Annotated in this window: 22 protein-coding genes; 11 read left to right on the forward strand and 11 right to left on the reverse strand. The window is 67.3% G+C overall.

From position 1 onward, the window contains the following. The 4 genes from R1101_RS0102390 to R1101_RS0102405 all read right to left on the reverse strand — a co-directional run. Positions 1–820, reverse strand: an 820-nt coding sequence (locus R1101_RS0102390; RefSeq protein WP_016931895.1) for a Glu/Leu/Phe/Val dehydrogenase dimerization domain-containing protein, incomplete at its 3' end; no start/stop codon positions are given. A 53-nt stretch (positions 821–873) separates the two neighbouring features. Beyond that, positions 874–4,332: an indolepyruvate ferredoxin oxidoreductase family protein gene (locus R1101_RS0102395; protein ID WP_016931896.1), complete on the reverse strand. Its 3,459-nt coding sequence runs from the start codon at positions 4,330–4,332 to the stop codon at positions 874–876. A gap of 381 nt (positions 4,333–4,713) precedes the next feature. Beyond that, positions 4,714–5,127, reverse strand: a complete 414-nt coding sequence (locus R1101_RS0102400; protein WP_016931897.1) for an SPW repeat protein — start codon at positions 5,125–5,127, stop codon at positions 4,714–4,716. A 175-nt stretch (positions 5,128–5,302) separates the two neighbouring features. Beyond that, positions 5,303–6,301, reverse strand: coding sequence for a zinc-binding alcohol dehydrogenase family protein (locus R1101_RS0102405; protein ID WP_026002793.1), 999 nt, complete (start codon positions 6,299–6,301; stop codon positions 5,303–5,305). A gap of 91 nt (positions 6,302–6,392) precedes the next feature. Here R1101_RS0102405 and R1101_RS30565 point away from each other — a divergent pair, with 91 nt between their 5' ends. Both R1101_RS30565 and R1101_RS0102415 read left to right on the forward strand, forming a co-directional pair. After that, positions 6,393–6,545, forward strand: a complete 153-nt coding sequence (locus R1101_RS30565; protein WP_016931899.1) for a hypothetical protein — start codon at positions 6,393–6,395, stop codon at positions 6,543–6,545. Positions 6,546–6,564: 19 nt separating this feature from the next. Further along, positions 6,565–7,134 (forward strand): hemerythrin domain-containing protein, encoded by a 570-nt coding sequence (locus R1101_RS0102415; RefSeq protein WP_016931900.1) that lies wholly within the window; start codon positions 6,565–6,567, stop codon positions 7,132–7,134. A 24-nt stretch (positions 7,135–7,158) separates the two neighbouring features. On the opposite strand, the gene R1101_RS0102420 is transcribed toward R1101_RS0102415, so the two are convergent. Further along, positions 7,159–7,638, reverse strand: coding sequence for a DUF421 domain-containing protein (locus tag R1101_RS0102420; protein WP_016931901.1), 480 nt, complete (start codon positions 7,636–7,638; stop codon positions 7,159–7,161). Then, entirely contained in the window at positions 7,638–8,090 is a 453-nt protein-coding gene (locus tag R1101_RS0102425) for a hypothetical protein (RefSeq protein ID WP_232284655.1), read from the reverse strand. The genes R1101_RS0102420 and R1101_RS0102425 overlap by 1 nt, the downstream gene beginning before the upstream one ends. A 239-nt stretch (positions 8,091–8,329) precedes the next feature. Here R1101_RS0102425 and R1101_RS0102430 point away from each other — a divergent pair, with 239 nt between their 5' ends. The 3 genes from R1101_RS0102430 to R1101_RS0102440 all read left to right on the forward strand — a co-directional run bounded on the left by R1101_RS0102430 (position 8,330) and on the right by R1101_RS0102440 (position 12,719). Further along, positions 8,330–9,244, forward strand: a complete 915-nt coding sequence (locus R1101_RS0102430) for a manganese catalase family protein (protein ID WP_016931903.1) — start codon at positions 8,330–8,332, stop codon at positions 9,242–9,244. Between the two features lie 127 nt (positions 9,245–9,371). Continuing rightward, the gene (locus R1101_RS0102435; protein WP_016931904.1) at positions 9,372–10,664 is read left to right on the forward strand and encodes an ATP-grasp domain-containing protein; all 1,293 of its coding nucleotides are present in this window, start codon (positions 9,372–9,374) and stop codon (positions 10,662–10,664) included. Positions 10,665–10,676: 12 nt separating this feature from the next. Beyond that, entirely contained in the window at positions 10,677–12,719 is a 2,043-nt protein-coding gene (locus R1101_RS0102440; RefSeq protein WP_016931905.1) for a CocE/NonD family hydrolase, read from the forward strand. 66 nt (positions 12,720–12,785) lie between these two features. Here R1101_RS0102440 and R1101_RS0102445 read toward each other — a convergent pair whose 3' ends face one another. The 3 genes from R1101_RS0102445 to R1101_RS0102455 all read right to left on the reverse strand — a co-directional run bounded on the left by R1101_RS0102445 (position 12,786) and on the right by R1101_RS0102455 (position 16,296). After that, on the reverse strand, positions 12,786–13,244 hold the full coding sequence (locus tag R1101_RS0102445) for a DUF6098 family protein (RefSeq protein ID WP_016931906.1): 459 nt from the start codon (positions 13,242–13,244) through the stop codon (positions 12,786–12,788). A gap of 83 nt (positions 13,245–13,327) precedes the next feature. Continuing rightward, a complete protein-coding gene (locus R1101_RS0102450) occupies positions 13,328–14,827 on the reverse strand; it encodes a sugar transferase (RefSeq protein WP_026002795.1) in 1,500 nt (499 codons plus the stop codon). A gap of 353 nt (positions 14,828–15,180) precedes the next feature. Further along, the gene (locus R1101_RS0102455; protein ID WP_157179113.1) at positions 15,181–16,296 is read right to left on the reverse strand and encodes a glycosyltransferase; all 1,116 of its coding nucleotides are present in this window, start codon (positions 16,294–16,296) and stop codon (positions 15,181–15,183) included. Positions 16,297–16,479: 183 nt separating this feature from the next. On the opposite strand from R1101_RS0102455, the gene R1101_RS0102460 reads away from it, so the two are divergent. From R1101_RS0102460 to R1101_RS0102480, 5 genes are read left to right on the forward strand one after another with little or no spacing between them, the layout of a single operon-like run. Then, on the forward strand, positions 16,480–18,195 hold the full coding sequence (locus R1101_RS0102460; protein ID WP_232284656.1) for a serine aminopeptidase domain-containing protein: 1,716 nt from the start codon (positions 16,480–16,482) through the stop codon (positions 18,193–18,195). Next, complete coding sequence (locus tag R1101_RS30090; protein ID WP_016931910.1) at positions 18,192–19,592, forward strand: O-antigen ligase family protein; 1,401 nt, start codon at positions 18,192–18,194, stop codon at positions 19,590–19,592. The genes R1101_RS0102460 and R1101_RS30090 overlap by 4 nt, the downstream gene beginning before the upstream one ends. Then, positions 19,475–20,557: a glycosyltransferase family 4 protein gene (locus tag R1101_RS0102470; RefSeq protein ID WP_026002796.1), complete on the forward strand. Its 1,083-nt coding sequence runs from the start codon at positions 19,475–19,477 to the stop codon at positions 20,555–20,557. Before R1101_RS30090 ends, R1101_RS0102470 begins: the two co-directional genes overlap by 118 nt. A 13-nt stretch (positions 20,558–20,570) precedes the next feature. Next, positions 20,571–22,118 (forward strand): oligosaccharide flippase family protein, encoded by a 1,548-nt coding sequence (locus R1101_RS0102475; protein ID WP_232284657.1) that lies wholly within the window; start codon positions 20,571–20,573, stop codon positions 22,116–22,118. Between the two features lie 25 nt (positions 22,119–22,143). Beyond that, positions 22,144–23,211, forward strand: coding sequence for a cellulase family glycosylhydrolase (locus tag R1101_RS0102480; protein WP_016931913.1), 1,068 nt, complete (start codon positions 22,144–22,146; stop codon positions 23,209–23,211). Here the strand turns inward: R1101_RS0102480 and R1101_RS0102485 are convergent, their stop codons facing one another. Beyond that, the gene (locus R1101_RS0102485; protein ID WP_016931914.1) at positions 23,212–24,294 is read right to left on the reverse strand and encodes a GNAT family N-acetyltransferase; all 1,083 of its coding nucleotides are present in this window, start codon (positions 24,292–24,294) and stop codon (positions 23,212–23,214) included. Positions 24,295–24,457: 163 nt separating this feature from the next. Between R1101_RS0102485 and R1101_RS0102490 the strand changes: the two genes are divergently transcribed. Then, positions 24,458–25,582 (forward strand): GH39 family glycosyl hydrolase, encoded by a 1,125-nt coding sequence (locus R1101_RS0102490; RefSeq protein WP_026002797.1) that lies wholly within the window; start codon positions 24,458–24,460, stop codon positions 25,580–25,582. A gap of 3 nt (positions 25,583–25,585) precedes the next feature. On the opposite strand, the gene R1101_RS0102495 is transcribed toward R1101_RS0102490, so the two are convergent. Then, positions 25,586–26,785 carry a MalY/PatB family protein gene (locus R1101_RS0102495; protein ID WP_016931916.1) on the reverse strand — a complete coding sequence of 400 codons (1,200 nt, stop codon included), beginning with the start codon at positions 26,783–26,785 and terminating at the stop codon, positions 25,586–25,588. Positions 26,786–26,941 lie beyond the last annotated feature (156 nt).

Here is a 26,941-nt window from a genome sequence, read left to right on the forward strand (position 1 = left end):
CACCGCACACGAGCCGCGCGTCGAGGAGGGACGCCGTCGACGGGGTGAGCGTGCCGCCGAGCGCGCACGGCGCGTACACCTCGGCGGAGGAGGCGACGACACTGTCGGCGACCTGCGCCGGGAACTCGTCGAGCACCCGGGCGACGGCGGCGGGGTTGACGTCGGAGACGATCACCTCGGCCCCGTCGGCGACGAGCAGCTTCACGAGCTCGTATCCGACCTTCCCGAGCCCCTCGACGCCGACCGTGCGACCCGCGAGAGTCGTTTCGCCCCAGACGGTCCGGGCTCCCGCCCGCATGGCCTGGAAGACACCGAGGGCCGTGAGCGGTGAGCTGTCACCGGATCCACCGGCCGCGACGGTGCGCCCCACCGCGTGGGCGGTGTGCCGGCCCACCACGTCGAGGTCCTCCGCGCGGGTTCCGACATCGGCGGCGGTGATGTAGCGACCACCGAGGGATTCGACGAATCGCCCGTAGGCGGCGAGCAATTCGTCGTTCTTGTCCGTCTTCGGATCACCGATGATGACGGCCTTGCCGCCACCGAGATCCACACCCGACACCGCCGCCTTGTAGGTCATGCCCCACGACAGGCGCAGCACGTCCTCGAGGGCCGTGGCCTCGTCTGCGTACGGGTAGAAGCGGGTTCCACCGAGGGCCGGGCCGAGGGCCGTGGAATGGATCGCGACGATCGCCCGCAGTCCGGTTTCGGCGTCCTGATGGAAGACGACCTGCTCGTGCGGACGGTCGGTGAGGCGGCGGGATCGGCCGAAGACCCCCGAGGCGGATCCGGCGTCGGGGTGGGCGGCAATCGAGGTGGTCACGCGTGTGTTCCTTTCCAGCAGAAGACTTGTACGAATCGGAAGTCGGTGTCGGCTCAGAACTCGGTGTCGACGCCGAGTTCGGCGAGACGGGTCCGGTACTGCTCCACGGAGCGGAGCTTGACGTCCTCGTAACCGCGCACCGTGTCGGGCAGTGCCGCGATCTCCACGGCGCGGTCGTAGGAATCGACGTCCAGGTCGGCGGCGAGCCGCCGGATGGTGGCGGTGTAGTGGGCGAGCAGGGCACGCTCGACGCGCCGGACGTGGGCGTAGCCGAAGGGATCGAGCTTGGTACCGCGCAGACGCTTGGCCTTGGCCAGGGCCTTCAGCGCGACATGCGATTTCGGTCCGAAGCCGACCTTCTTGTCCCGGCCGAGTGCACGCAGCACGGGCGGGTGCAGACGATAGGTGAGCTTGTGGCCGCCGGGGACCTGGCCCTGGACCTCGTCGAGGAAGGCCGGGTCGACGAGCATCCGGGCGACCTCGTATTCGTCCTTGTAGGCGGTGAACTTGAAGAGCCCGCGGGCGACGGCCTCGCTGAACTCGGTGCGCTCGGTGACGCGCCGTTCCGCCTCCCACACCGACTGCACCTGCTCGATGTAGCGCGCGGCCAGGGCCTCGCTCTGGAAGTCGATCAGGGACGCGGCGCGGATCCGCACGAGCCGCTCCACCTCACCGGTGAAGGTGGTGCCGGCGAACAGATGCTCCGGCGCGACGGTGGCGGCACGCTCCGCGCGGGCCGGTTCGGTCGCGGCGGCGAAGGAGGCCGGATCGGCGACGGCCACCCGGCCCCAGCGGAAGGCGGCAAGGTTCGTCGCGACTGCGACTCCGTTGATCTCGATCGCTTCCTCGATCGCGGCGGCCGGGATCCGCAGTCCGCCGAGCTGGTGGGCGGCGCCCACGACGAGGAAGTTCGCGGCCGAGGTTTCGCCGAACAGTTCCTGCGCCGCGGCGAGCGCGTCGAACGCGACGGTCGTGCGGGTCGCGGTGTCGAGGCGGGCGAGCAGGTCCTGTTCGTCCGGGTGCCGGACCGAGCGGTCGTACACCATGTCGCCGGTGGGGACGCGACTCGTCGACGCGACCGCGACGGTCCGGGCGGGATCGGCGTACGCGAGGTTCTTCGGCTCGGTCGCGGTGAGCAGGTCGAGCGCGAGCAGAGCGGAGGCACCGCCCGGTCCGACCCGGTTGCCGGGCTCGAGGCCGTCGGCGGCGAACCGCAGGTGGGAGACCACCGGACCGGCCTTCTGGCTCATGCCGATCTGGTCGAGCGACTCCACCTCGAAGCCGGCGCGCAGCGCGGCCGTCGCGAGTACCTGGTTGACGGTGACGATGCCGGTGCCGCCGATGCCCGCGAGGAAGACGTTGCTCGTCCCGGTGGGGGTGTCGACGACGGCGTCCGGAACCCGCGGTGGGGTCGGCGCCGTGCGGCGCTCGGGCTTGCCGGGCGAGGTCTCGACGGTCACGAACGACGGGCAGTCGCCGTCGAGGCACGAGTAGTCGGTGTTGCAGGAGGTCTGGTCGATGCGGGTCTTGGAACCGAACTCGGTGTCCACCGGCTGCACCGACAGGCAGTTGCTCTTGACACCGCAGTCGCCGCAGCCCTCGCACACCGCTTCGTTGATGACGACGCGGGTGGTGCGGGCGGGCAGGGTGCCGCGCTTGCGCTGGCGGCGGGCGTCGGCGGCGCAGTGCTGGTCGTAGATGAGCACGGTGACGCCCTCGATCTCGCGCAGCAGCTTCTGCGCCTCGTCGAGCCGGTCGCGGTGCCAGACCACGGTTCCGCGGGCGAGGGTGCGCTTGCGCAGACGCTTCGGCTCGTCGGAGCAGACGATGATCTTGCGGACGCCCTCGGTGGTGAGCTTGTGGGTCAGCGCCGGGATCTTCAGGGCGCCTTCGGCGTCCTGTGCGCCGGTCATCGCGACGACGTCGTTGTAGAGCAGCTTGAAGGTGATGTTCACCCCGGCGGCGACGCATGCCTGCACGGCGAGCTGGCCGGAGTGGAAATACGTTCCGTCGCCGAGGTTCTGGAACATGTGACCGATGTCGGTGAACGGCGCCTGGCCGATCCACTGCGCACCTTCGCCACCCATCTGGGTCAGGCCGGTGACGGCGCTGTCCTTGCGGCCGGACAGGGTGACCAGGGTGTGGCAGCCGATGCCCCCACCGCCGATCGACCCCTCGGGAAGGGCGGTGGAGCGGTTGTGCGGGCAGCCGCTGCAGAAGTACGGGGTGCGCGCGGTCGACAGCACCTCGAGCGACAGCTGCGGCAGGGGTGCGGGGCCGAGTTCGACGTGGCCGCGCAGCACGCGGCGCAGCGGGCCGCGCAGGCGACCGGCGGTGAGCTCACCGTCGACGGGCACGAGCGGCCGGCCGTCGGCATCCTTCTTGCCGACGATCCGCGGGGCGCCGGCGGTGCCGTAGAGGATCTCGCGGATCTGGGTCTCGACGAAGGCGGTCTTGTCCTCGACCACGATGAGTTCGTCCAGGCCGCGGGCGAATTCGCGGACGATCTCGGGTCCGATCGGGTACGGCATGCCGATGCGCAGCAGACGGATGCCGGCGCGGTGCAGCGCGGCGTCGTCGACGCCGAGGTCGAGCAGGGCCTGGCGCATGGCGTCGAAGGTGGTGCCGGTGGCGGCAAGACCGATGCGGGCCTGCGGCGGGTCGACCTCGATCACGTCGAGGCCGTTGAGACGGCCGTACTCCTGCACGACCTTCCAGCGCGGGCCGTAGAGGTCGGCCTCGGCGATGACGCTGTCGCCGGGCGCGGCCATGGGGCGCTGCGTGTAGACGAAGGGTTTTCCTTCCCATTCGACCTCGGGGACCGTGATGGGCAGGTCGGAGATGGAGCCGTCGACGGACCACGCGCCGTCGGCGACGTCCGCGACGATCTTGAGGGCGACGAGACATCCCGAGGCGCGCGAGAGCGCGACGCCGTGCAGGCCCATCGTGACGATCTCGGCGGCGTTGCGCGGGAACAGCACCGGGATGCCGAGCGCGGCGAGGGACCGCTCGCTGACGGCGGGGACGGTCGACGACTTGGACGCCGGGTCGTCGCCCACCATGAGCAGCACGCCGCCGTTCGGGTTCACTCCGTACATGTTGGCGTGGCGCAGGGCATCGGTGGCGCGGTCGAGTCCGGGGCCCTTGCCGTACCAGACGCCGACGACACCGTCGTGGGTCGGTGTGCCGGCGCCGAGCTGCCCCTGGCTTCCCCACACGGAGGTGGCGGCGAGTTCTTCGTTGAATCCGGGCACGAAGGTGATGTCGTGCTCGGCGAGGACCTTCGGCATGCCGTGGAGCATCTTGTCGAGACCGCCGAGGGGGCTGCCCTGGTATCCGGAGACGAAGGTCGCCACCCGGCGGCCCTCCCGCATGGCACGCACCTGTTGTTCGACGAACAGCCGGGCGATCGCCTGGACACCGGTGAGCAGCACGGTGCCGGACCCCGAGCGGTATCGGTCGTCGAGGTCGTACGGGACTCGTTCGCTCTCGCGGATCACGGTCTCGGTCATTGCGTACCACCGTCCTTCGTCGCGGCGTCCGATTGTGTCTGCGCCGCTTCGATCGCGTCATTTGGTACAGCAATAATCGATTGGGCTAGGCGAACTCGTCAACAGAAGATTTCTCAGTGCTTCATTTCGATCAGATGTGACCCACGGCACACGCGATGAATGCGCACGGTGCTCAGTTCCGGACCTCCTGGCGCATCGCCCCCTGTTCGGTAGAGGCGGACGCCACGGCCTGCACCGCTGCGCAATACGGGGTTGCAGCGTTCGAGCGAGGGGTATTGCCCTCGGTAGCCGGAAGCGGCGTCCGGACGCCGCACCCGGCCAGGTGCTGCCGGTTCAGAATCGCAGCCGGCAGCACCGCACGGGGCTACTGCGCCGAACCGGTCAGCGTGAACGGTCCATCAGACCGGTTCCCATCGCAGCCGTGGCCACGCCCAGGACGAACACGATCACACCCACGATGACGTGGGACCAGATCATGGAGGTGGTGGTATCGACACCGCTGACCAGCCACGGCGAAACGACCAGCCACAGACCGAGCAGAGGCGCGATGAACGCCAGGCCGTGGGTGCGGCCGTAGGCCGAACCGAGTGCCATGGCGAGCAGTGCGACCGCGAGCCCGCAGATCAGATTGGTGGTGGCGAGTGCCGTCTGATCGGCGAATCCGATGATCCACGCGGATGCCGCCGCATACAGCCCGGCGACCATCATCAATCCGTCGGTGACCTGGACTGTGGGCTGTTCGCCCATCCGGTCATAGTGTTCGCGCATCTCGACGATGTCGGGATGGGTGTGCATTGCAGAGTGAGCCGATGATGTCGACATTGTCCTCATCTCCTCGTGAGTGAGAAGTCCGAGGGGCCCTCCTGGGTCCGACACCATTATCGTCGTCCCGGACAGGATTCTGCCGTAGGGTAGAAAGTCCCGACTTGGTGATCTCGGGCGTATCCGAGCAGTATCGATCTCCGAACTCTCAGGGGACGAGGACGGCAGCGCCTCGTACGCGGTCGCCTGCGAGATCCTTCAGTGCACGGTCGGCGTCGGGGAGCCCGTACCGCATCGTCGCGACCCTGATTCGGTGTTTCCCGGCGAAGCCGAGGAACTCCCGGGAGTCCTCGCGGGTGTTGGCCGTGACCGAGCGGATCTCGCGTTCCTGGAAAAGGTGCCTTCGATAGTTCAATTGCGGGATGTCGGTGAGATGGATACCGGCGATCGAGAGGACGCCGCCGCGGTCGAGCGCCTCCAGCGCGGGCAGCACGAGGTCTCCGACGGGCGCGAAGAGGATGGCGGCGTCGAGAGGCGCCGGTGGCGCGTCCGCAGCACCCTGCACGGACGCGGCCCCGAGCTCGCGGGCGAGGGTCCTCGCGTCCTCGCTCCGCGTCATGACGTGGACCTCGGCACCTCTCGCCATGGCGACCTGCGCGGCGATATGCGCGCTGCCGCCGAAGCCGTAGATGCCGAGCCTGCCCCCGTCCGGGACGGATGCGCGCTTCAGAGCGCGGTAGCCGATGATGCCGGCGCAGAGCAGCGGAGCGAGTTCGACGTCGTCGTATCCGCCGGGGAGCGGTAGCGCGAACGCCGCCGGCACGGCGACGAACTCGGCATATCCACCGTCGTCGTCCCAACCGGTATATCTCGAATTCGGGCAGAGGTTCTCGTCGCCCCTGCGGCAGTAACGGCACCGCCCGCATGTCGACCGCAACCATGCCACCCCGACGCGGTCGCCGGGGGCGAACCCCTCCACCGCCTCGCCCACCCGATGGACGACCCCGACGACCTCGTGCCCGGGGACGACCCCCGCCCGGTGGACGGGGAGATCACCTTCGGCGACGTGCAGGTCGGTGCGGCATACACCGCACGCCAGCACGCGCACCAGCAGATCGTTCGCGCCCGCTTCCGGAAGCGGGACGGATTCGAAGCTCATCGGGTGACCGGCGACGGGGCCGGGCTCGGTCACTCGCCACGCTCTCATCGATCGGGGTTCGTCCACGGCTCCCGCCTCCCCTGCGTTTCGCCGATATCCCTGTGTTTGCCGGTATCGGCACCGGTGAACCCCTTCATACATGAGCAGCACAGAAGGTTCCGCCGATTCGTACGATCCGGCCCAGGATCCCGATGCCGATCCCGACAACCTCCTCTCGAAGCCCCCGCGGCAGCCGGACCAGGCGGAAGGCGAGGACGAGCCGGCCGAGACCGGCGATACCGAACAATCCTGACCATTCGAAGGAGACCGCGATGAACGAACCCGCTCACGAGAACACGGATGTCGTCACCATCCTCACCGACGACCATCGAGAGATGCTCGAACTTCTGGGTCGAGCAGAGACCACTCTCGATGCGGACGAGCGCCGGGATCTCACCGACGCCGCGATCGCCGAGGTGATGAGACACTCGGTCGCCGAGGAGATGTTCGTCTATCCGGAAATGGAGAAACACCTACCCGGGGGGACGGAAGCCGTCGAACACGACAAGCAGGAGCACGACGAGATCGTGCAGGTGATGAAGCAACTCGAGGGTGCAGATGCGTCGAGTGCCGAATTCACGTCTCTGGTGAAGAAACTCGAGGATCTGTTACGCCACCACGCGAACGATGAAGAGTCCGAGCAGTTTCCGGCACTGAGGGCACACCTCGGGCACGACACGCTCGTGAAGGTGGGCGCCAAGGTACAGGCCGCCAAGAAGCTGGCGCCGACCCGACCGCATCCGTCCGCGCCTCATTCCGAACTGTTCCACAAGACGGTAGGCCCGGGGATCGGCATGGTGGACCGTCTTCGTGATGCCCTGACGGGACGTCGCACCGACTGACAGCCGATCGGATCGCCGCCGTCCTCATGCCGGGTCCGGTTCCTCCGGAGCGCCGTCCTGGGCGCGCCTGCGGGTGAAGAAGGAGACCCGGCCGTTCGTCTCGAGCACTGCGAGTTCGATGTCGGAAAACCGGCGGATCCCTTCCTGCCGCGCTGCGGCCAGAAGGTCGTCGAGGGACAGGCGTTCCCGCTTCAGGTTCTGCATGTCCGGTTCGCCGTCCTCGACGATCACGACCGGGACACCATGGGTGATCCCGCGCATCCTGGGGTACCGGGCGTTGATCGTCGCCAGACCCAAGGTCAGGACGGCGAAGACGCCGATGGTGAGGACCGCGGTCGTCACGGACACGTCGTCCTGGGTGATCCCCTGCTGTACGAGATCACCCATGGCCACGAAGAGCACGAGCTGGAATGTACTCAGTTCGCCGACGGTGGAACGACCGACGAGACGGGTGATTCCCCACAGGAACAGGAACAGGACGAGCGCGCGGATCACGATCTCCATCAGGGCACCAACCAGGTATCGAAATAAATTGTCACTGCCGAGTTCTCGCCGTCCATCACCGAGACGGAGCCCGATTCGCCCCACTGCTTCCCGGCGCGGATCCGCACGTCGAGCGCAAAAGTGAACTCGTCACCCGGAGGCGGATCGAAGGTCAGATGCACCAATCCGTTGCCCGCGGTCTCGGACGCCGGTTCGGGCAGGCGGCCCCGCATCTCGAGGATCTCGAAATACGACGTGTCGATCGCGAGGACGATCTCCCCTTCGAACCCCCCGTCGCGATGCAACTTCACGGACCACGGAACATCGAGCCCGGGACGCGCGATCCGGGGGTAGGTCACTTCGAGGCCGTAGCCACCACCCTCGGCGGACGCGGTGGAACTGCGCACACCGAGCAGCCCGACACCGCCGGCCACCAGGACCACGGTGAGCAGCACTGCCGCAGCTGTGCGCAACCGTCCTACAGCTCTGTTGCGGGCTACCGCCCCGACATCTGCGAATGTCGAATCCGACCAACCTTCCATACCTCCACGTTGGCACAAAACGGAACGAGTACGGGGAGATACCGGATCGTGTTTGGAGCGCCCCGAGACGGGTAGCCGCTTCGTAGCCCACGGGCTTCCCGATACGGCGTCGAGAGCACGGCGCCGCCGGTGACTCTCACACGACAATCGGCATTCGAGGGGACACACCCATGTTTCGTCATACCGACCATCTGCAATTCGACGTCAAGCCCGAAAAGCCGGACCCGGTCTACGCCCGAAAGCTCCAGGAGCTGATCGGCGGTGCGTACGGCGAGATGACCGTGACCATGCAGTACCTGTTCCAGGGCTGGAACTGTCGAATGCCCGGCAAGTACAAGGACATGATCATGGACGTCGCCACCGAGGAGATCGGGCACGTCGAGATGATCGCCACCATGGTGGCGCGTCTCCTCGAAGGCGCACCCGCAACCGAGTCGACCAAGAACGCCGCCGCCGACCCGGTGGTCGCAGCGGTACTCGGCGGCATGGATCCGCAGCAGGCCATCATCTCCGGTGGCGGACCGACCCTCTCGGACAGCAACGGTGTGCCGTGGAACGGCCGTTTCATCGTGGCCAGCGGTAACCTGCTCGCCGACTTCCACGCCAACGTCGCCGCCGAAGCGCAGGGACGGGTGCAGACCGCACGGCTGTACAACATGACGGACGATCCGGGCGTCAAGGACATGCTCCGGTTCAACCTCGCCCGCGACACCTACCACCAGAACCTGTGGCTGGCCGCCATCGAGGAATTGAAGGCCGACGGCATCGAACCGAGCCCGATCGCCCCCAACGCGCTGTTCGACGAGGAACATTCCGAACATGCGTCGAGCCTGTGGCATCTGTCGGACGGAGCAGCCGCCGATCAGGGACGCTGGGCGCACGGCACCGGACCCGACGGCACGACACCCATGTCGTTCCTCGCCGACCCTGTCCCGCTGGGCGACGTCGCGAGCGCACCGCCGCCGGACCCGAAGCTGTACGCGACCTACGACGGTTCCCAGGGCAAGCCTCGTTCCGCCGCACTGGGAACGGAGAAAGGACTCGTGGGCAAGGTCAAGGACGCCCTCGACCCCGACACTCCCTGATTCTCCCTTTCGATGCAACCGCCCCGGCTCCTGCGAGCCGGGGCGGTTGCGCGTGAAAGTACCTTCCCGACGGTTCGTTTCGTTATCCGATTGTTTCGTGCCGCGAGGGAGCGGGAAGGCTTCTTCCATGAGCACCAACATCTTCGTCCTCGGACTCACCGACATCCAGCGCAAGGAACTGGAGACCGTACGCGGTGCCGACCAGCTGAGCTTCTACGGGTTGCTCGACTACGAAAGCCTGGTGGAGCCCGACGAATACGTGTTCGACGACCTTCTCGACGCATGTCGGCGCGAACTGGACGCCTTCCCCGGTACCGTCGACGGGATCATCGCCCACTGGGACTTCCCCACCAGCGTGCTCGCTCCGATCCTGGCCGCCGAACGCAACATCCCCTCGCCGTCGCTGCGCAGCATCGTCGCCACCGAGCACAAGTACTGGAGCCGCCTGGCCCAGAAGGAATCCGTTCCCGAGTGCGTCCCGCAGTTCAGCTCGTTCGATCCCTTCGACGACAACGCACTCGACAGCATCGAGCTCGATTTCCCGTTCTGGGTCAAGCCCGTGAAATCGCATTCCTCGCAGCTGGGATTCGAGATTCGCAACGAGCAGGAGTTCGCCGAGGCCCTCGTCGAGATCCGGGAGAAGATCGGACTGGTCGGCAACGCATTCGACGAAGTGCTGCGCCGCGTCGACCTTCCGGACGAGATCGGGGAGAGCTCCGGCACCACCTGCCTCGCCGAGCAGGTCGTCAGCGGGATCCAGGCCGCCCCCGAGGGCACGATGTTCCAGGGGCAGTTCGGCATTCACGGTGTCTTCGACATGCGCAAGGACGCGGCGGGGCACAGTTTCGAGCGCCTCGACTACCCGGCGAGCACCGTGCCCGACGAGGTACAGGCACGCATGATCGACATCACCGAGCGTTACCTGCGGCACGTCGGCTTCGACAACGGCTGCTTCAACTCCGAATTCATGTGGGACGAGGAGAACGACGAACTCTGGCTGATCGAGGTCAACACGCGAATCTCCCAGTCGCACAGCGAATTGTTCGCCAAGGTCGACGGGAGTTCCAACCACGAGGTGGCCATCGACATCGCGCTCGGCCGGCCGCCCCGGATGCCGTACCGGCAGGGCGAATCCGCCGTCGCGGCGAAGTGCATCATCCCGCGCTACGAGGACGGCATCGTCACGTCGGTGCCCACGGAAGCGGACATCGCCCGCCTGCGTGAAACGATCCCCGGCGCCCTGGTGTGCATCGACGTCGCTCCCGGCGACCGGCTCGCCGACCTGCCCAACCAGGATGCCTATCGCTACGAGCTGGGCACCATGTACATCGGCGCCGACAGCGTCGAACAGCTCGGGCAGCGCTATCAGCAAGGACTCCAGGCACTTCCGTTCACCTTCGATCCGGTGCCGGAGAACTGAGAGGAGGTCGGCATGCGCACGATCACAGACCTCCCGAACGAGGTCCGTGTCATCGAGAACGTCTTCATCACGATGCGTGACGGTGCGCGGCTCGCGGCAAGGATCTGGCTGCCCGTCGACGCCGAACAACACCCCGTGCCCGCGGTATTCGAGTACATCCCCTACCGTAAGCGCGATACCACCCGCGGACGGGACGCACTGAACCATCCCTACATGGCCGGCCACGGCTACGCCTGTGTACGAGTGGACATGCGCGGAAGCGGGGACTCCGACGGGGTGCTGCGCGACGAGTACCTCGCCGACGAGCACGACGATGCCTGTGAGGTCATCGAATGGCTGGCGTCGCAACCGTGGTGCGACGGCTCCGTCGGCATGATGGGCATCTCGTGGGGTGGCTTCAACAGTCTGCAGGTCGCCGCGCGCCGGCCGCCGGCCCTGAAGGCGATCGTCAGCGCGTCCGCCACCGAGGATCTGTACGTCGACAACATGCACTACATGGGTGGTTGTCTGTTGTCCGACAACCTGTCCGAGGCGACGGTGATGTTCGCCTTCAACAGCCTGCCCCCAGACCCCGCGATCGTCGGCGACCGGTGGCGCGAGATGTGGCACGAACGGCTCGAGGGCAGTGGACTGTGGATCGAGAAGTGGCTCGAACACCAGCACCGGGACGACTACTGGAAGCGGGCCTCCGTCAACGAGGACTACTCTGCCGTGCAGTGCCCGGTCCTCGCCGTCGGCGGCTGGGCCGACGGGTACACCAATGCCATCTTCCGGTTGATGGAACATCTCGACGTCCCCCGGAAGGGACTGATCGGGCCGTGGGGCCACAAGTATCCGCATCTCGGCGTCCCCGGCCCGGCGATCGGTTTCCTGCAGGAGGTCGTGCGGTGGTGGGACCACTGGCTCAAGGGCATCGACACGGGGGTGATGGACGAACCGATGGTGCGGGCCTGGATGCAGGACGCCATCGAACCGAACCCGTCCTACGCGGAGCGTCCGGGCCGGTGGGTGGCCGAACCGTCGTGGCCGTCACCGAACATCGAGAACCGCCGCTTCACCTTCGATCGGCATGCGCTGCATCCCGACGACGGCGGCACCCTCGCGGTCGACGAGAGGCCGCTGCCGCTCCGATCTCCGTTGAGTGTGGGCATGTTCGCCGGCAAGTGGGCCTCCTACGCTGCGACGCCCGACCTGCCGTCGGACCAGCGTGAGGAGGACGGCGGTGCGCTCGTCTTCGAGACCGAGGCGCTCGACACCACGACGGAGATCCTCGGTCGCCCCGAGGTGGAACTCGAGGTCTCGTCGGACAGCCCGGTGTCGATGCTCGCCGCCCGGTTGTCCGACGTCGCGCCGAACGGCGAGGCGACACGCGTGACCTACGGGTTGCTGAATCTCACCCACCGCGACAGCAGCGAAAAACCGGAAGCTCTCGAACCGGGCCGGCGTTATCGGATCCGGATCGAGCTCAACGGGATGGCCCACGTGTTCCCGGCCGGGCACCGCCTCCGGTTGTCGCTGTCCACCTCCTACTTCCCCCTGGCGTGGCCGTCCCCGACACCCGCCGAGGTCACGGTGTACACCGGTGGACATCTGCATCTGCCGGTGCGGCCACCGCGACCGGAGGACGCACACCTACGCGAGTTCGGGGAGCCGGAGACGGCTCCGGAACTCGGGATCACGCTCCTGCAGCCGGGTGAACACCACTGGCGGACCACCCGCGACCTCGCGACCGGCGTGTCGACTCTCGACATCCTCGACGACCAGGGGTCGTTCCGGATCGACGAGACCGGCACCGTGATCCGACGCCGCACCCAGGAGTGGTTCAGCTTCGGCGGCAACGACCCGAATTCGGTGCGCGGTGAGACCCGCACCCTGCGCCGCTACGAACGGGACGACTGGCGCACCGAGGTCCGAACCCGCACGATCCTCACCTCCACTCCCGAGGAGTTCGTGATCAACGCCGAGCTCGATGCCTTCGAACTCGACGACGATCACGGCGATCGACGGGTCCATGCGCAGAACTGGCAGCGCCGGATCCCACGGGACCTCGTGTGACACGCACATCGGCAGCCCACCCCGCGCCGCGCCGGGTGGGCTGCCGATGTTCTGCGCGAACGATACTCACGCACTCCTGCGTGAATCGTTGCCGACGTCGAAATGCTCGTCGTACCAGCGTCTCGCCTCGTCCAGGACACCCTTGCTCAGCCGCGCATGGGGACGGACGTCGACGAGCAACGGTTCGTGATCGGGACCGCGTCCGACCATCCTTCCGGTGAGGATCCACGCGAAGCGTCCGTCCTCCTCGTCGAGCTCGGTGTACTTGCAGAGACGTCGGGCGACCCAGTCCTTGACGGGGCGCCGCCACCACGGCTCGGGGGCGAGGGTGGTGACCGAGAGCCCCGGCAGCGTCAGGTTCGCCTCGTGGTCGCGGCTCGGTCCGTCCTCGGCGTCCGCTGCCGGTCCCCTCGAATATCTCAGGTACAGCAGCGGATCCGTCGCGAGATCGGCGATCTGGTCGAGTGACGTGACGAGTGGGATGTCGTCGGGGTCGGGATGGAATCTTCGGACGGACGTGTTCACCTTCTCCTCCTCCTGCCGACACTCCAGGACGAATTCGAAGAGTTCCCCGCTCCCCGACCGCGAAACCCCGCCGCCCGGCCGGGTCAGTAGGCGCCGTCGCTCGCCAGCACCGCCCGCACCGTCTTCACGACGATGAGCAGGTCCTGCACCATCGACCAGTTCGCCACGTAGAACAGGTCGAGCCGGATACGGTCGGCTTCGGCCAGATCGGATCGGCCGGAGACCTGCCACAGTCCCGTCATGCCGGGACGCACCAGGATGCGGCGGGGAACGAAGCCCGGGATCTTCTCCCCCTCACCGACCGCGAGGGGACGTGGGCCGACGAGACTCATGTCGCGGGCGAGGACGTTGAACAGCTGGGGCAGTTCGTCGATGCTGGTGCGGCGGATGAACCGTCCCACGGGCGTGATCCGCGGATCGCGGGCGGACTTGTAGAAGGTCGCGTCGTCCTGCCCGGTCTGCGTGCGAACTGTATCGACCATCCGGTCGGCGTCGACGACCATGGACCGGAACTTCCACATCCGGAAGACCGTGCCGCCCAGTCCGACGCGTTCCTGCCGGTAGAAGACCGGGCCGCCGTCCTGGAGTTTGATCAGCGCGGCGACCACGAGCATGCCCGGCGCCGCGACCGTCAGGGCAAGGACCGCACACGCGAGGTCGAAGGTCGTCTTGGCCAGCCGGTGCGATCCGCGGTACTGCGGCTCCTCGACGTGCACGAACGGCAGTCCGCCCACGGGGTGCATCGACAGTCGCGGCAGAGCGATGTCGGTGACGCCGGGAGCCACCACGAGATCGACGCGGTAGGGCTCGAGCTCCCAGGCCAGATCGCCGATGTCGCCGTTGCCCCAGTGGGTTCCGGCCGCGATCGCGACGGTGTCGGCGCCGGAGAGCTTGACGGCGTTGATCACGTCCGTCTCCGCTCCGAGCACCGGGATCTCCTGACCGGCGACGGTGATGACGCGGTCGGTGTCGCCCGTGTGCCCGGTGGTGCACACGCCGACGACGCGGTATCCGGCCGAGGTGTCGCGGACGAACGATCCGACCATCGCATCCACCGCGTGTTCGGAACCGACGACGAGCACCGACGTCCTGAATTCGCCCCGGACGCGGCGCCGCTCGATCACTCGACGGCACCACCGCCGACCGAGAGGCAACGTGACCAGTCCGACGGGAAGAGCCACCAGCAGATAGGCCCGAATCGTGTTCAGGTCGGTGGCGAACGAGTCGACGACGAACGATGCGATGGCGAGCAAGCCGAAGGTCTGCACAGTGGCCCTCGTGACGAGCCGGTATTCCTCCTCGCCACTGCCGACGATCGGATCCTTGCGAGATCCGTTGAGCGCGAGCACCGCAAGCCACATACCCGCCACCACGGCAGCCGATCCGATACTGTGGGCCACCCCATCGATGGTCCAGCCGGCCTGCTGTGCCAGAGCTACGGTCACGATCACGATCGCCGTATCGGTAACCGTCAACGACCTCCGGTAACTCCGCTGCCAGCGCCGGCGCGGGACACTCCCGCGACCGTCGCTCGTATCGCGGGCCGGCACACTGTTGCGCGCCAACTCGGGTCCGATCCCCATGCTTCTCCTGCTTGCCTACTCCACCCAACAGCGTGGCCCCGACAGCCCGATAGTCGTTTTGGTGCTTTTGTCCGTTTGATCGGACGACGTGCGAGTTTCGTTTCAGTGCAAACGACCACAGTGTCGCAGGCAACATTCGCCCGCGAGCGGATACCGAAACGGTCCGAACAGAGTACGAGTCGGTCTATTTCGCGGGACCACGCACGAGGGAGCAGCATCGAACGGAGTTCGGTCGGCGGCATCGAGACATGGCAATCCCCCATCCCAACCTACGGCTCCCGACCCGGGAGAACCGTACAACAGGGACGAACCACCGACAAGAGTAGAGCTACTCGTCGGTAGCATGATCTGAGTCACCCCGGTCCGACCCTCTCGCCCACCCAGTCTCGGATACGCCGGCGAAAGTTCTCCGAGGAGAGCCGCGCCACCGATCCGTCACCCCCCTTCGGCACCGCGTCGATCGCCGCGATGCACTCGGCGACGGCCTCCACCGTGTCCTCGTGGAAGCGCAGGCCGTCGACACCCTCCGCAACCGTCTCACCAGCACCTCCGAGCGCATTGACGATCACACGCGCTCCCGCTGCCCGCGCCTCGACGGGCATGATCCCGAAATCCTCCACCGCAGGGAAGACATAGACGTGCGCCTGCTGGTAGAGCGCGTAGAGGAGAGCATCGGACGGCCGTGCGAGGACGTGAACCGGCACCGCCGCTTCGGCGGCGAGCTGCCGCAGCCGGCCCTCCTCCGGTCCGGATCCCGCGATCACCGCGGGCACCCCGGCGAGGTCGGCGGCCCGGATCACCCAATCCAGTCGCTTGTACGGTACGAACCTCGATGCTCCCAGCACGAAGATCTCGGGAAGCCTCTCCAGCAGGGCGGATTCGACCGAGGACAGTTCATCACGCCAGTCGGGCACCGACGAGATGCGGGTCGTCTCGACGGGAGGAAAGATCACACGCGCCTCGACATCCCAGGCCCGCTCGATGCGCCGGCGCACGAAATCGCTGTTCGCAGCGAAGTGCGCACCCTCCCGCGCGCGGAGCCGATCGAGGGCCCGCAGCGGGGGCGCGGCGCACCGCACCGCGAGCGAGGCACCCCGATCGTCCAGCTCGGGATTCCACAGATAGCGCGCGGGGGTGTGCACATAGACGAACTTCTCGAACCCGCTCGGGACGCTCCGGAAGGTGACGTGATGAGCGAAGCAATGCGAGCTGACCAGCGCGAAGTCGTACGAGCCGGGTCGCCGCCGCCAGACGTACGGCATGGCGGACAGGGCAAGCGCCTTGTGCCGTCGCAGGGGTGTGCGCGCCAGGCCGCTCTCGTGGACCGTCCGATCCGGATACCGATCGGCGTCGTCCCACAGGCACAGCACGTCGGAGTCGGGGAAGGTGCGGACGAACTCGTCGAGAACCTTCTCCGAACCTCCGTCGCGTGCGATCCATTCGTGCACCAGGATTCCAGGCACAACCATCCCTTCGAAAACCCCGAATCGTCCGAGGGGTACTTTATGACCCTGCCGGGAGTGAGCGGTAACGGGCCGGAGTGGTGCCTCGATCCGAATGCGTCCGAACGACAAGAAGATTCAGGGTTGAACCACGGGTCGAGAAATCACCCCGTCTTTCACCCCCTCGACAGTGGAGGTCACGGAGTGGATGTGCAATACGCATCGTGGTTCGGTGACGCCGAGTCTCCCCTCCTCGGCCACGTCCACCTTCCCTCCGGCGGCCGCGCACGCGGTGCGGTGGTGCTGTGCCCGCCTCTCGGCAAGGAACATCTCGACACCTATCGGGGGGTCAAGGCCCTCGCCGAACAACTCGCCGAGCGCGGACTCGCGGCATTGCGTTTCGACTACGAGGGCACCGGCGACTCCGCGGGCGATCAGGATTCACCCGATGCGGTCGAGGCATGGCAGCGCAGTGTCGCCGCGGCGGTCGCGACCGCACGTGCCGGCGGCGCCGCACATGTCACCGTCGTGGGATTGCGCGCGGGAGCACTGATCGCAGCCACCTCGCTACCGCAGTGCGGTCCGGTCGATGCCGCAGTCCTGTGGGATCCGATCGTTTCGGGACGCGCATTCCTACGCGAACAACGCGTTCTCTATCGCCTCGCCCTCGGCATGGACCACCCCGACGATCCACGGGTGTCGATGATCGGTGGAGTGCTCGCCCCCGAGGCCGCCGAGGCGCTCGGCGCTCTGCGGATCGATCCACGCTCTCTGGCCGGCACACGAACCCTGCTTGCGACCCGGCCCGCGGCCCGTGAAACGCCAGCGGTCGCCCGGCTCGCCGCAGCCCTCGAGACAGACGAACTCTCCTTGCACGGCCATGAGTCCTTCACCACACCCAGCACCCTCCACCCGGCGATCCCGACCGGTCACCTCGGCCGCATCGCCGACTGGATCGGTGCTGCCGCACCGAGCTCGACCACGGAAATCCGCTTCCCCGACCGGAAACATGCGGTCGTCGCGACGACCGACACCGGAGTTCCGATCACGGAAAGCGCGGAGTACCTCGGCCCGAACTCGATGTTCGCTCTTCGGACCCAGGGGGTGAGAGGCGCGGGCTCCGCCGGTTCGACGGTGTTGTTCTTCGGGACCGCGTACGAACACCGGGTGGGGCCGAGCCGACTGTGGGTCGAACTCGCGCGCAGTCTCGCCGCGCACGGCGTCTCCTCGATACGTTTCGACAGGACCGGCGTGGGCGACACCGGCACGGCGCACAGAGCGGCCCCCACTCCGCTGTACTCGGACACGTCCGATCGCGACGCAGAAGATGCCGTCGCCTCCCTCGGCGTCGCCCCACGGGATCTCGTCGTGACGGGACTGTGCTCCGGAGCATGGTACGCGGCATGGGTCGGCATCCGAGGGCACGCGCGCACGGCTGTACTCGTGAACATGATCCTGTGGTCGACCCATCGACGGAAGTCACTGCGGAACATGCTCGCTCCCCCTGCACCCGAAGCACGCGAAGCGCCCGGAAAGGTCGACAACAGTTCCGTTCCTCTTCGCGCTCGCATCAAACCGTGGGCGCAGAAACATCTCCCGTACCGGCTGTGGCTGTTGCTCGGGTGGTTCGGCGTCACACAGGTGCCCGAAGTCGTACTCGAAGCGCTGCGACGTGCAGACGTTTCGACCACGGTCGTGCTGTCGGCCCAGGATCATCGTTCCTTCGAATCCCAGCGCGGAGGGGAGGGCCTGATGCGGTTGCGACGCCGCGGATTCACCGGTCACATCATCGCCGGACCGGTGGGCGACCACGGCGGCTATCACCGCGACGGCCGTGAATTCCTCAGGTCTGCTGTCACTTCCACCATCCTCGGCGAGTTCGGGACAGTGCCGGTCGAGCCGATGAACAGTGAGCGCGCCTCGTGACGACGCCTGTCCTGCTGCTCGCCCTTCCGGCAGTGATCGCGCTGTTCGCGCTCTTGTATCTACGAGCGCAGAACGGTCTGCTGATCGTCGCGGCCCTCACTCCGCTGCACGGTCTGCTGACGATCGTGCCCGGCGGGCAGGCACTCGCGCCATGGAAGGAAGGCGTTCTCCTCCTCACTCTCGCAGCCACATTCGTCAGTCCGTACCGTCGCCGACTTCCCGCTCCGTCGTATCCGTGGTGGCCGGCTGTGGCCGCCTGGGTGGCGATGGGCGTACTGTCCGCTCTTGCCGTCTCCGGACTCGCCGGCATCACGGCGCTCAAGATCACGTATTTCTATCTGGTCATCCCTGTCATCCTGTGGCGTGCGCCCTTCGACGCCCGCGACCGCGATCGCCTCGTCACGATCGTCATGGGTATGGGGGTACTGACCGCGGTGGTCGGTCTCGCGCAGCAGGTCATCGGCGGAGAGCGACTCGCCGAACTCGGCTATCGCTGGGACGAGCATCTCCGCACCACCGGTGGGATCCTGCGCAGTTTCAGCACCTTCACCACGCCGTTCGCCTTCGGGTTGTTCGTCATGATCTCCCTGATCGTCGGTTGCGCAGTAGCGTTCGCCGACCCGCATCGACTCCGCAACAAGGTGTTCCTGTGCGCAACGCCGATCATGCTGCTCGGCATGGGTGTGACCATCGTGCGCGCCAGCTATATCGGGCTGGCGGTCGCCCTGTTGTGGTTCGCGATCCACCGCTACCGGGCGTTGTTCCTCGCCTTCGGCAGCATCGCGGTGCTCGTGCCGATCGTCCTCGTCGCTGCGCCGAGTTCGGTTCTCGCAACGCTGTTCTCCTCGTCGAGTCTCGGCGAACGCGGCGACGGATGGTCGCAGACCATGTCGTCACTGTGGGTGCACCCCTTCGGCCAGGGACTCGGCGCGACCGGCTCGGCCGCGTCCAAGCATCTCGGTGACGGCAACCCCATGCTGTCGGATCTGTCGTTGCACGCCGCAGTGCAGTTCGGGTTCATGCCCTATCAGCCCGACAACTACTACATGAAGCTCGCCGTGGAACTGGGCCCCTTGGGCGTGTGGTTGTTCGTTCTCGTGCTCGTGTGCGCCGCGGTCTCGACACTGCGCGCATCGCGGATCATGAGCGGGCAGGATGCCGCCCTCGCACTCGGTGTCAGCGGCACGATCGTCGCGGCAGCGATCGCCTCCACGGTGGCGACCTATCTCGAGATCTTCCCTCTCGACGTCTATTTCTGGCTACTGTTAGGAACTGTCGGATGCGCACTGACCCAACGCTGGTCACTTCACCGAAACTTGCCCCCCACATCGGATTCGGCGCCCTCGCACTCCGTCCGTCCGGTAGTGGCGTCCAGACCTACGTCCGGGAACTCCTGAACGCGCTCGACCTCCTGCTCCCCGCAGCGGCGCTGCGAGCCTCCGTGCAACATGACGCGACGGGCGAGTTGCCGTTTCGCGTGGCCCCGCACGTGCGGCCGGTCGCCGGTGGAGTGCGACGGATGCTCTACGCCAAGATGCCCGTGTGGGGCGTCGACTTGTTCCACAGTCTCGACGTCGACGTCCCTGTTCGGTGTTCCGGCGTCACCGTCTCGACGTTCCACGATCTGGCCGTCTTCGACACCCCGTGGGCATTCGGCAAGTATCGTGCGGCCGGTGAGCGCGCCCTGTTGCGAGATGCCATGAGGCGAGCGGACGTGCTCGTCGCGGTCTCGAACTTCACCGCCGAACGTCTGCACGCCCTGTGCGGTCGCGAGGCCGTGGTCACCCCGCTCGCACCCGCGGTGTGGGCGAAACCTCCCACCCCCGAGAAGGTACGGGGCATCCGCAGGGCCTACCGGCTGCCCGAACGGTTCGTCCTGCAGGTCGGCACCGTCGAACCCCGCAAGGACGTCGCGCTCGTCGCCGACGCGTGCCGCATCCTCGACATCCCCCTGGTGCTGGCCGGGGCCGGGTCCACCGGCCCCGACGCGCCGGCCGGTTCGATCGGTCTCGGTTACGTTCCCACCGCACACCTCCCGGCACTGTATGCCGCGGCGAGCGCCGTCGCGTACGCCTCGCGCTACGAAGGTTTCGGGTTGCCGCCGCTCGAAGCGATGGCGTGCGGGGGCGCGGTGGTGACGAGCGCCGTCGGTGCCCTGCCCGACATCGTCGACGACGGAGCACTGCTCGTCACCGAACACACGGAGACATCGTGGACCGCGGCGTTGCGGGTGGTCGTCCACGACACCGATACCGCCGATGCGCTGCGCGCACGCGGACGCGAGGTCGCCGCGACCTCGACCTGGAGGCGCACCGCCGAGCTCACGCGCGACGCTTATCGCATCGCAGGCCTGAGAATCTGAGAAGGCCGCCGCCGTGGGCAGACATTCGCTGGCCGACCGCATGGCCGAGACCGTCGTGATGGAACGGATCGCCGCGGCGCACGACCCCGGGGGCACTCTCCACGAACCCCGGACACCCCGGCTCGACGGGCGTGCCGCGCGGCGCAACACCGTCGTGATGCTCGGCAGCCGGCTCGCCGTCGCGTCGATGGGCTGGGCCGGTTCGATGATCGTCGCCCGCGCGCTGGCACCGGACGACTTCGGCAAGTTCTCCTTCGTCTTCGGTCTGCTCGGGTTGCTGTCCGTCGTCACCGATCTCGGCGTGGGCCGCGTGGTGCTCGCCAAGCTCGTCGAATGCAATCCGTGGGAGGTCTCCTACGTCACCACCGCGTTCATCGCGTTGCGTGGCGTGCTCGGTCTGCTCGGTTACGCACTGGCCATCGGGTACGTACTACTCCTCGGATACTCCTCCGATGTCGTCTGGGCGACGGTGATCGCGGGGCTCGTCGTGGTGATCGCGACTCCCAACAACGCCCTGTCCGTCATGTATCAGAGCCGGTTGCGGATGGCGTCGGTGGCTGTAGCCGAGACCTTCGGCCAACTCGCCCAACTGATCGCCACCATCGCTGCCGTGCTGTGGAATCCGGTGCTGCTCGTACTCGTGGTGCCGGCCGTGATCAACGAAATCGCCGGGGCGGGCATTCTCGTGCGCGGCGTACGTGCGGGGAAGGCCGGCCCCCTGCCCGCCGCGCGCGCCCAGTTGTGGCGCTGGCGGGAGATGCTCGTCGAAGCGATCCCGCTCAGCATCGGTTTCGCTCTGCTCACGGTGCTGTCCAAAGTCGACATCCTCATGCTCGGCCGCATGGACACCTTCGACTCGGTAGGTCTGTACACCGTCGGCTACAAGTTCGCCGATCTTCTGTCGATGGTCTCGTCGACGGTCGTCGGTCCCGTGACCACGCTGCTGGTCGCGACCTGGCCGGCGCAGAGCGAACAGTTCCGCCACCGCACACGTGAGGCGGCGATGCTCCTCGCGGTGCTGGGTGCAACAGCTGCTGCCGCCTTCTGGCCTTCGGCCGACGGCGTCCTCTCTCTCCTCTACGGCGATCGGTTCGCCGACGCCGCCGACGCCTCGCGCTTACTGGTACTGGGCAGTGCCCTGTCGATGCTCACCCAACTCGGTCTCACCGTGCTCATCGCGACCGCTCGACACCGGGTGTATCCCTGGGTCGCAGCGGCCGCGCTCGTCGGGAACGTCTGCGCGAACCTCGTGCTCATCCCCCGCATGTCGTTCGACGGGGCAGCTCTGGCGACCGCGCTCACCGAGGCCGCGATGCTCGTTGCGATCTGGATCGTCGTGGCCCGTACGGTGCGGATCGGGCGCTTGTTCCCCTTCGCAGAGACCTGCGCGATCGCACTGCTGGGTGTTGCGGTGGCCGTGTGGATGTCGCTGTTCGCGGAGCGCTACGATCTCCCCTGGCCCGTCACCGCCGTCATCTCGGCAGTCTGTGTTCTGGCCGGAACCCACGTCCTTCCCATCACCGGCGGGCTCGGCCTCGTCGGTCTCGTCAAGTCCCGTTGAGGTTGCAGTGTCCCTTCCGCGGTCCATGCCACTCCGCGCCGTCGTCACCCTCGTCGGTGTGTTCGCTCTGTCGTGCACCCAGAGCACCGAGGCACGCGACTGCCGGACCGATCTGACGGGCGGAAGCCTGGGAATTGCGACCGGCTCCGGCCTGGATACCCTCGACGACACCGATCTCGGGGCGTACATGTCGGCGGTCGCCGACAGCGGTGCCGGCTGGATCCGGTTCGACATGGACTGGTCGATCATCGAACCGGCGCGTGGTCGCTTCGACTGGAGCGGCACCGACCGCGTCGTCGCCGCGGCCGAGTCGCACGACTTGCAGGTGCTGGGCCTGCTCACCCACACCCCGCGCTGGGCGCGGACATCCGAGGTCGAGCCCGAGGACACGCACGGCATGCCCGCCGACCCCGGCGAGTTCGGACGCTTCGCGGGCGACGTCGCCGATCGTTATTCCGACACCGTCACGCACTGGGAGATCTGGAACGAGCCGAACCTGACGGCCTTCTTCACCCCGCAACCCGATGTCGGCGCGTACGCGGAGATGCTCGTTGCGGCGTCGGATGCCATCCGCAACGTCGACCCCGGAGCAGTGGTGGTCACCGGCGGCTTGTCCCCCGCCACCGACAACGGATCGGACATCGCGCCCACGACGTTTCTCACCGAACTGTACGACCAGGGTGTTTCATGGACCTTCGACGTGGTGGGCATGCATCCTTACAGCTACCCGGCCCTGCCGTCCGACGCGTCGACGTCCGACTGGAACTCCTTCTACCGCATGCGCGAGATGCGCACCGTCATGGTCGAAAGGGGAGACTCCGACAAGCCGATCTGGGCGACGGAGATCGGGGCGCCCACCGGAACGGGCACCGACGCTGTCGGGTTCGCGGAGCAAGCGGAGATTCTGCGCGACGGGATCACCGAACAGCGCGCGCTGGGATTCGTCGACAAGCTGTTCGTCTACAGCCTCCTCGACCGGGGCACCGACGTGTCCGATCGCGAGCAGAACTTCGGGGTCCTCGCGCATGACGGGTCGCCCAAACCGGCCTGGGACGTGCTGCGCACGGCGGCGGTCACTCCCGGTTGCCTCTGATCACGAACGGTTCGACGTGAGGGCGTCGCGCGCGGCCAGGCGCAGGGGACGGACGAGACCGGCTCCGAGGTCCGCGGCGCGCAGGGTCCACCGGTGGTGCGGTCGCGAAGTGGGAACGGCGACGATCCGCCCCACCCGGTAATCACCGTTCGCCCACTGCTCCTTGAATTCCGATGTGCCGAGCAGATAGTCGAAGCGGTTGATGCCCAGTTCGTCGTGCCGATCGGTCAGCCGTCGCTGCAGCAACTGTCCGGGCTGGTGACGGCGCACCTCGGGATGGAAGCGGCCGATCCACATCTCCGCCGTCGTGCCGGTGCGGAACATGATCTCGTGGGCCATCCACCGGTCGCCGACGAGTAGACCTACGACGAGCAGCCTTCCGGCACGGGCCTCGGCGTCGAGCAACGGCCGGGTGAAAGCGGTGAACGGAGGCGCACAGAAATCGTCGCGTCCGCTGTGCTCGTCGGCGGCCGCAGCGACCGCGGTGATGTCGGACCATCTCTGCGCGAGATGGTCCGGATCGCACACCACGTCGACGGAGGCCGGGGTGCCCTCCCGTGCCAGCGAACGTTCGAGTCGGGACAGCGTCTTCAGCGTGCGTCGACCGCGCAATGATTCGGCGCCGGCACCGGTGGCGAGATCGATGGTCAGGCATCGTTCGGTTCCGACGATGTCGACGCTCCACCGAGGCGAGGCTTGCAGCATCTCCACAAGAGGGTCGGTGAGATCGACGTGGTCGAGTTGCAATGCCATGTTCCGGTCGGCGATGCCGTCGAGCAGATCGGCGAGTGCCGCCTCGTCGGTCGCGAGGAAGGTTCCTATCGTCGCGAGGCCGTGGGCCGGCAGCCGGAGCGCGGTGACCCCGAGTCGGGTGCGGGCGTGCAGGGGCGCGAGTCCGACGAGTCGGCCACCGCGCCGGACGGTGCACACCGCCGATCGTCCGCGTCCCATTCGGTTCCAGGCCAGCGCGTACGAAGGCCGGGTCGCGACACGCTGTCCCAGCTCCTGCGCGAGGTCGTCCCATTCCGTGAAGAGCCGGGTGGCCGATGCCTCATCGTGGATCTCGAAACTCACGGTGCGCATGCACCGGATTCTTCAGTCCACGAATCCTGCATCTTTCGGTCCTCTCCTCGTTACAGTGAATTCGCGGCATCGGTCTGCCGCTCGCTCCACGAGAAGAATCGTAGGTCGGTGGCGCGACGTTACGACCGATGCCCGAATTGTCCGTTCTACCACAGGAGAGTCGATGGGTCGTCCAGCACGCGCCATACTTACCGCAGTCCTCGCGTGCTCCCTCGCAGCACTCGCAGCGTGCGCCCCACCGATCCAACCGACTCCACCGACGACCTGCGGGAGTGATGACATCGGCATCGCGGCCGGCGCCCCGCTGATGTACCTGCCGGACACCGAACTCGACCGCGAACTCGATGCGATCCGTGCGGTGGGCGCTCGGTGGCTGCGCGTGGACATCGACTGGTCGGTGATCGAACCGAACCGCGGGCAACAGAATTGGTCGATCCCGGACCGCGTGGTGGACCGCGCTCGCACACGCGGACTCGAAGTGGTCGGCATCATCGCGTACACGCCGGCCTGGGCGCGCGTCGCGGGCGGAGCCGACACCCACGGATATCCCGCCGATCCGGCGGCGTTCGCCACCTTCTCCCGCCAGGTCGCGCAACGTTATTCGACCCGTGTGAGCCATTGGGAGATCTGGAACGAACCGAATCTGACCGGTTTCTTCCGGCCCCGGGCCGACATCGGGAAATATGTCGAACTGCTCGCGGCGGCGGCACCGGCCATCAAGTCCGTGCAACCCGGCGCGCGCATCCTCAACGGTGGCCTCGCCCCCGCTGTGGACGACGGCACCAACATCTCACCGGTCACCTATGTGCAACAGCTCTACGCACGAGGTGCACAGCAGTACTTCGACATCCTGTCGATCCATCCCTATAGCTATCCGGCGCTGCCGAACGACGCGAGCACACAGAGCTGGAACACCTTCTATCGCATGCGCCTGATGCGCGACACCATGGTGCAGTACGGCGACGCGGCCACCCCGATCTGGGCGACGGAGTTCGGCGCCCCGACCGGAACCGCCTCGAACGCAGTGAGCGCGCAACGGCAGGCGGACATCATCGCAGCCGGCATCGCAGAGGCACGCCGGCTGGGCTGGGTGCAGAAGGTGTTCGTCTACTCGATGCGCGACCGCGGGACGAACCAAGCCGATGTAGAGCAGAACTTCGGCCTGCTCTACCAGAACTTCACGGCGAAACCTTCACGCGCCGTTGTCGCTTCGGCCGCACAAGCATGCACGACCGTGAGCGATTCGCTCGAGATCACGACCGCGCCCGCAGTGGATCCGGTCTGGTGATCATCAGGAGCCGAGCGCGTCGGTGACCCCGTCGAGGATCCGATCGAGGATCGGCGCCGACGTCGCGAAGTTGATGCGCAGAAAGTTGCGCGCTCCGGAGCCGAACCGCACCCCGCCGTCGGCGAGGACGCGTCCTCGATCGCGCACCGTCGACACCGGATCGCCGATGCCGAGCGGTCCGGTGTTCAACCACGTCAGGTAGGTGCCCTGCGGCAGGTGATGCCGCAAGGCCGGGATCCGTTCGCGCAGAACCTCGTCCACCCGCCGGCGATTCCGGTCGAGGACGCGCAGCAGATCGCGCTGCCACGCGTCGCCCTCACGCCACGCCGCGAGCGTGGCGGCCACTCCCGGAACCGAGACCGTCCCGTACAGGTCGAAGGGTTCCGCGTCCCGGCGCTTCAGCAGGGTCTCGGACCCGTAGTGCACCACCGCGCACCGCATCCCTGCGAGATTGAACGCCTTGCTCGCAGAGGTGAGCGTGACGGTGCGCGCAGCGACCTGCGGCCCGAGCGACGCGAACGGGATGTGCCGATGCGGTTCGTAGATCAGCTCGGCGTGGATCTCGTCGCTGACGACGAGCATGTCGAACCGTTCGGCGAGGTCGGCTATCCGCTCGAGTTCCTCACGTGTGAGCACCCGCCCGGTGGGGTTGTGCGGATCGACGAGCACCAGCACCCGCGGACGACGCCGCGCCACCAACGGCTCGAACGTCTCGAAGTCGAGCACCCACCCGTCTCCTCGATCGACGAACGGAAAATCGATCTGCTGCAGTCCCATCCGCCGCAGCGACGCCAGGAACGGCGGATAGCTCGGTGTCTGGATCGCCACCGCGTCCCCGCGCGTGGTGCTCAGATGCAGCACGAGCTGTAGTGCCTGGATGAGATCCGTCTGCTCACGGACGGCACCGGGATCGGGTGCCCAGCCGTAGCGCGTGCGCATGCGCTGCGCGAACTCCTCGCGCAGCGGCGTGCCGTGGAACCAGTCGGGATAGCCGAGATCGCTACGGTCGACCAACTCGTGCAGCGCACGCGCGATCGGCGGTGCGACCGGGAAATCCATGTCGGCGACCCATGCGGGAGTCAGCCCACCGGCTGCCGCCCGTGCCCACTTGGCACCGGACCGCGCCGCCAGGGCGTCGAAGTCGAGGTCGTCGAACCCGGGCACGCCAGGACCGCCGACCGAGAGGCGCTCGTCGCTGGTCACGGGGAAAGAATCGCATGGTTCCCGGCGCTCCGCGCGCCGAAGTCAGGCCGCCGGTCGCTGGCCGGTGACGAAGAAGATCAACCGATCGGCGACGTCGACGGCCTGGTCGCCGAAACGCCCGTAGAAACGCGCGAGGAGCGCAGTGTCGGACCGCCG

It is taken from the genome of Rhodococcus sp. R1101 (genome assembly GCF_000278445.1).
Taxonomy (GTDB): Bacteria; Actinomycetota; Actinomycetes; order Mycobacteriales; family Mycobacteriaceae; genus Rhodococcus; species Rhodococcus gordoniae.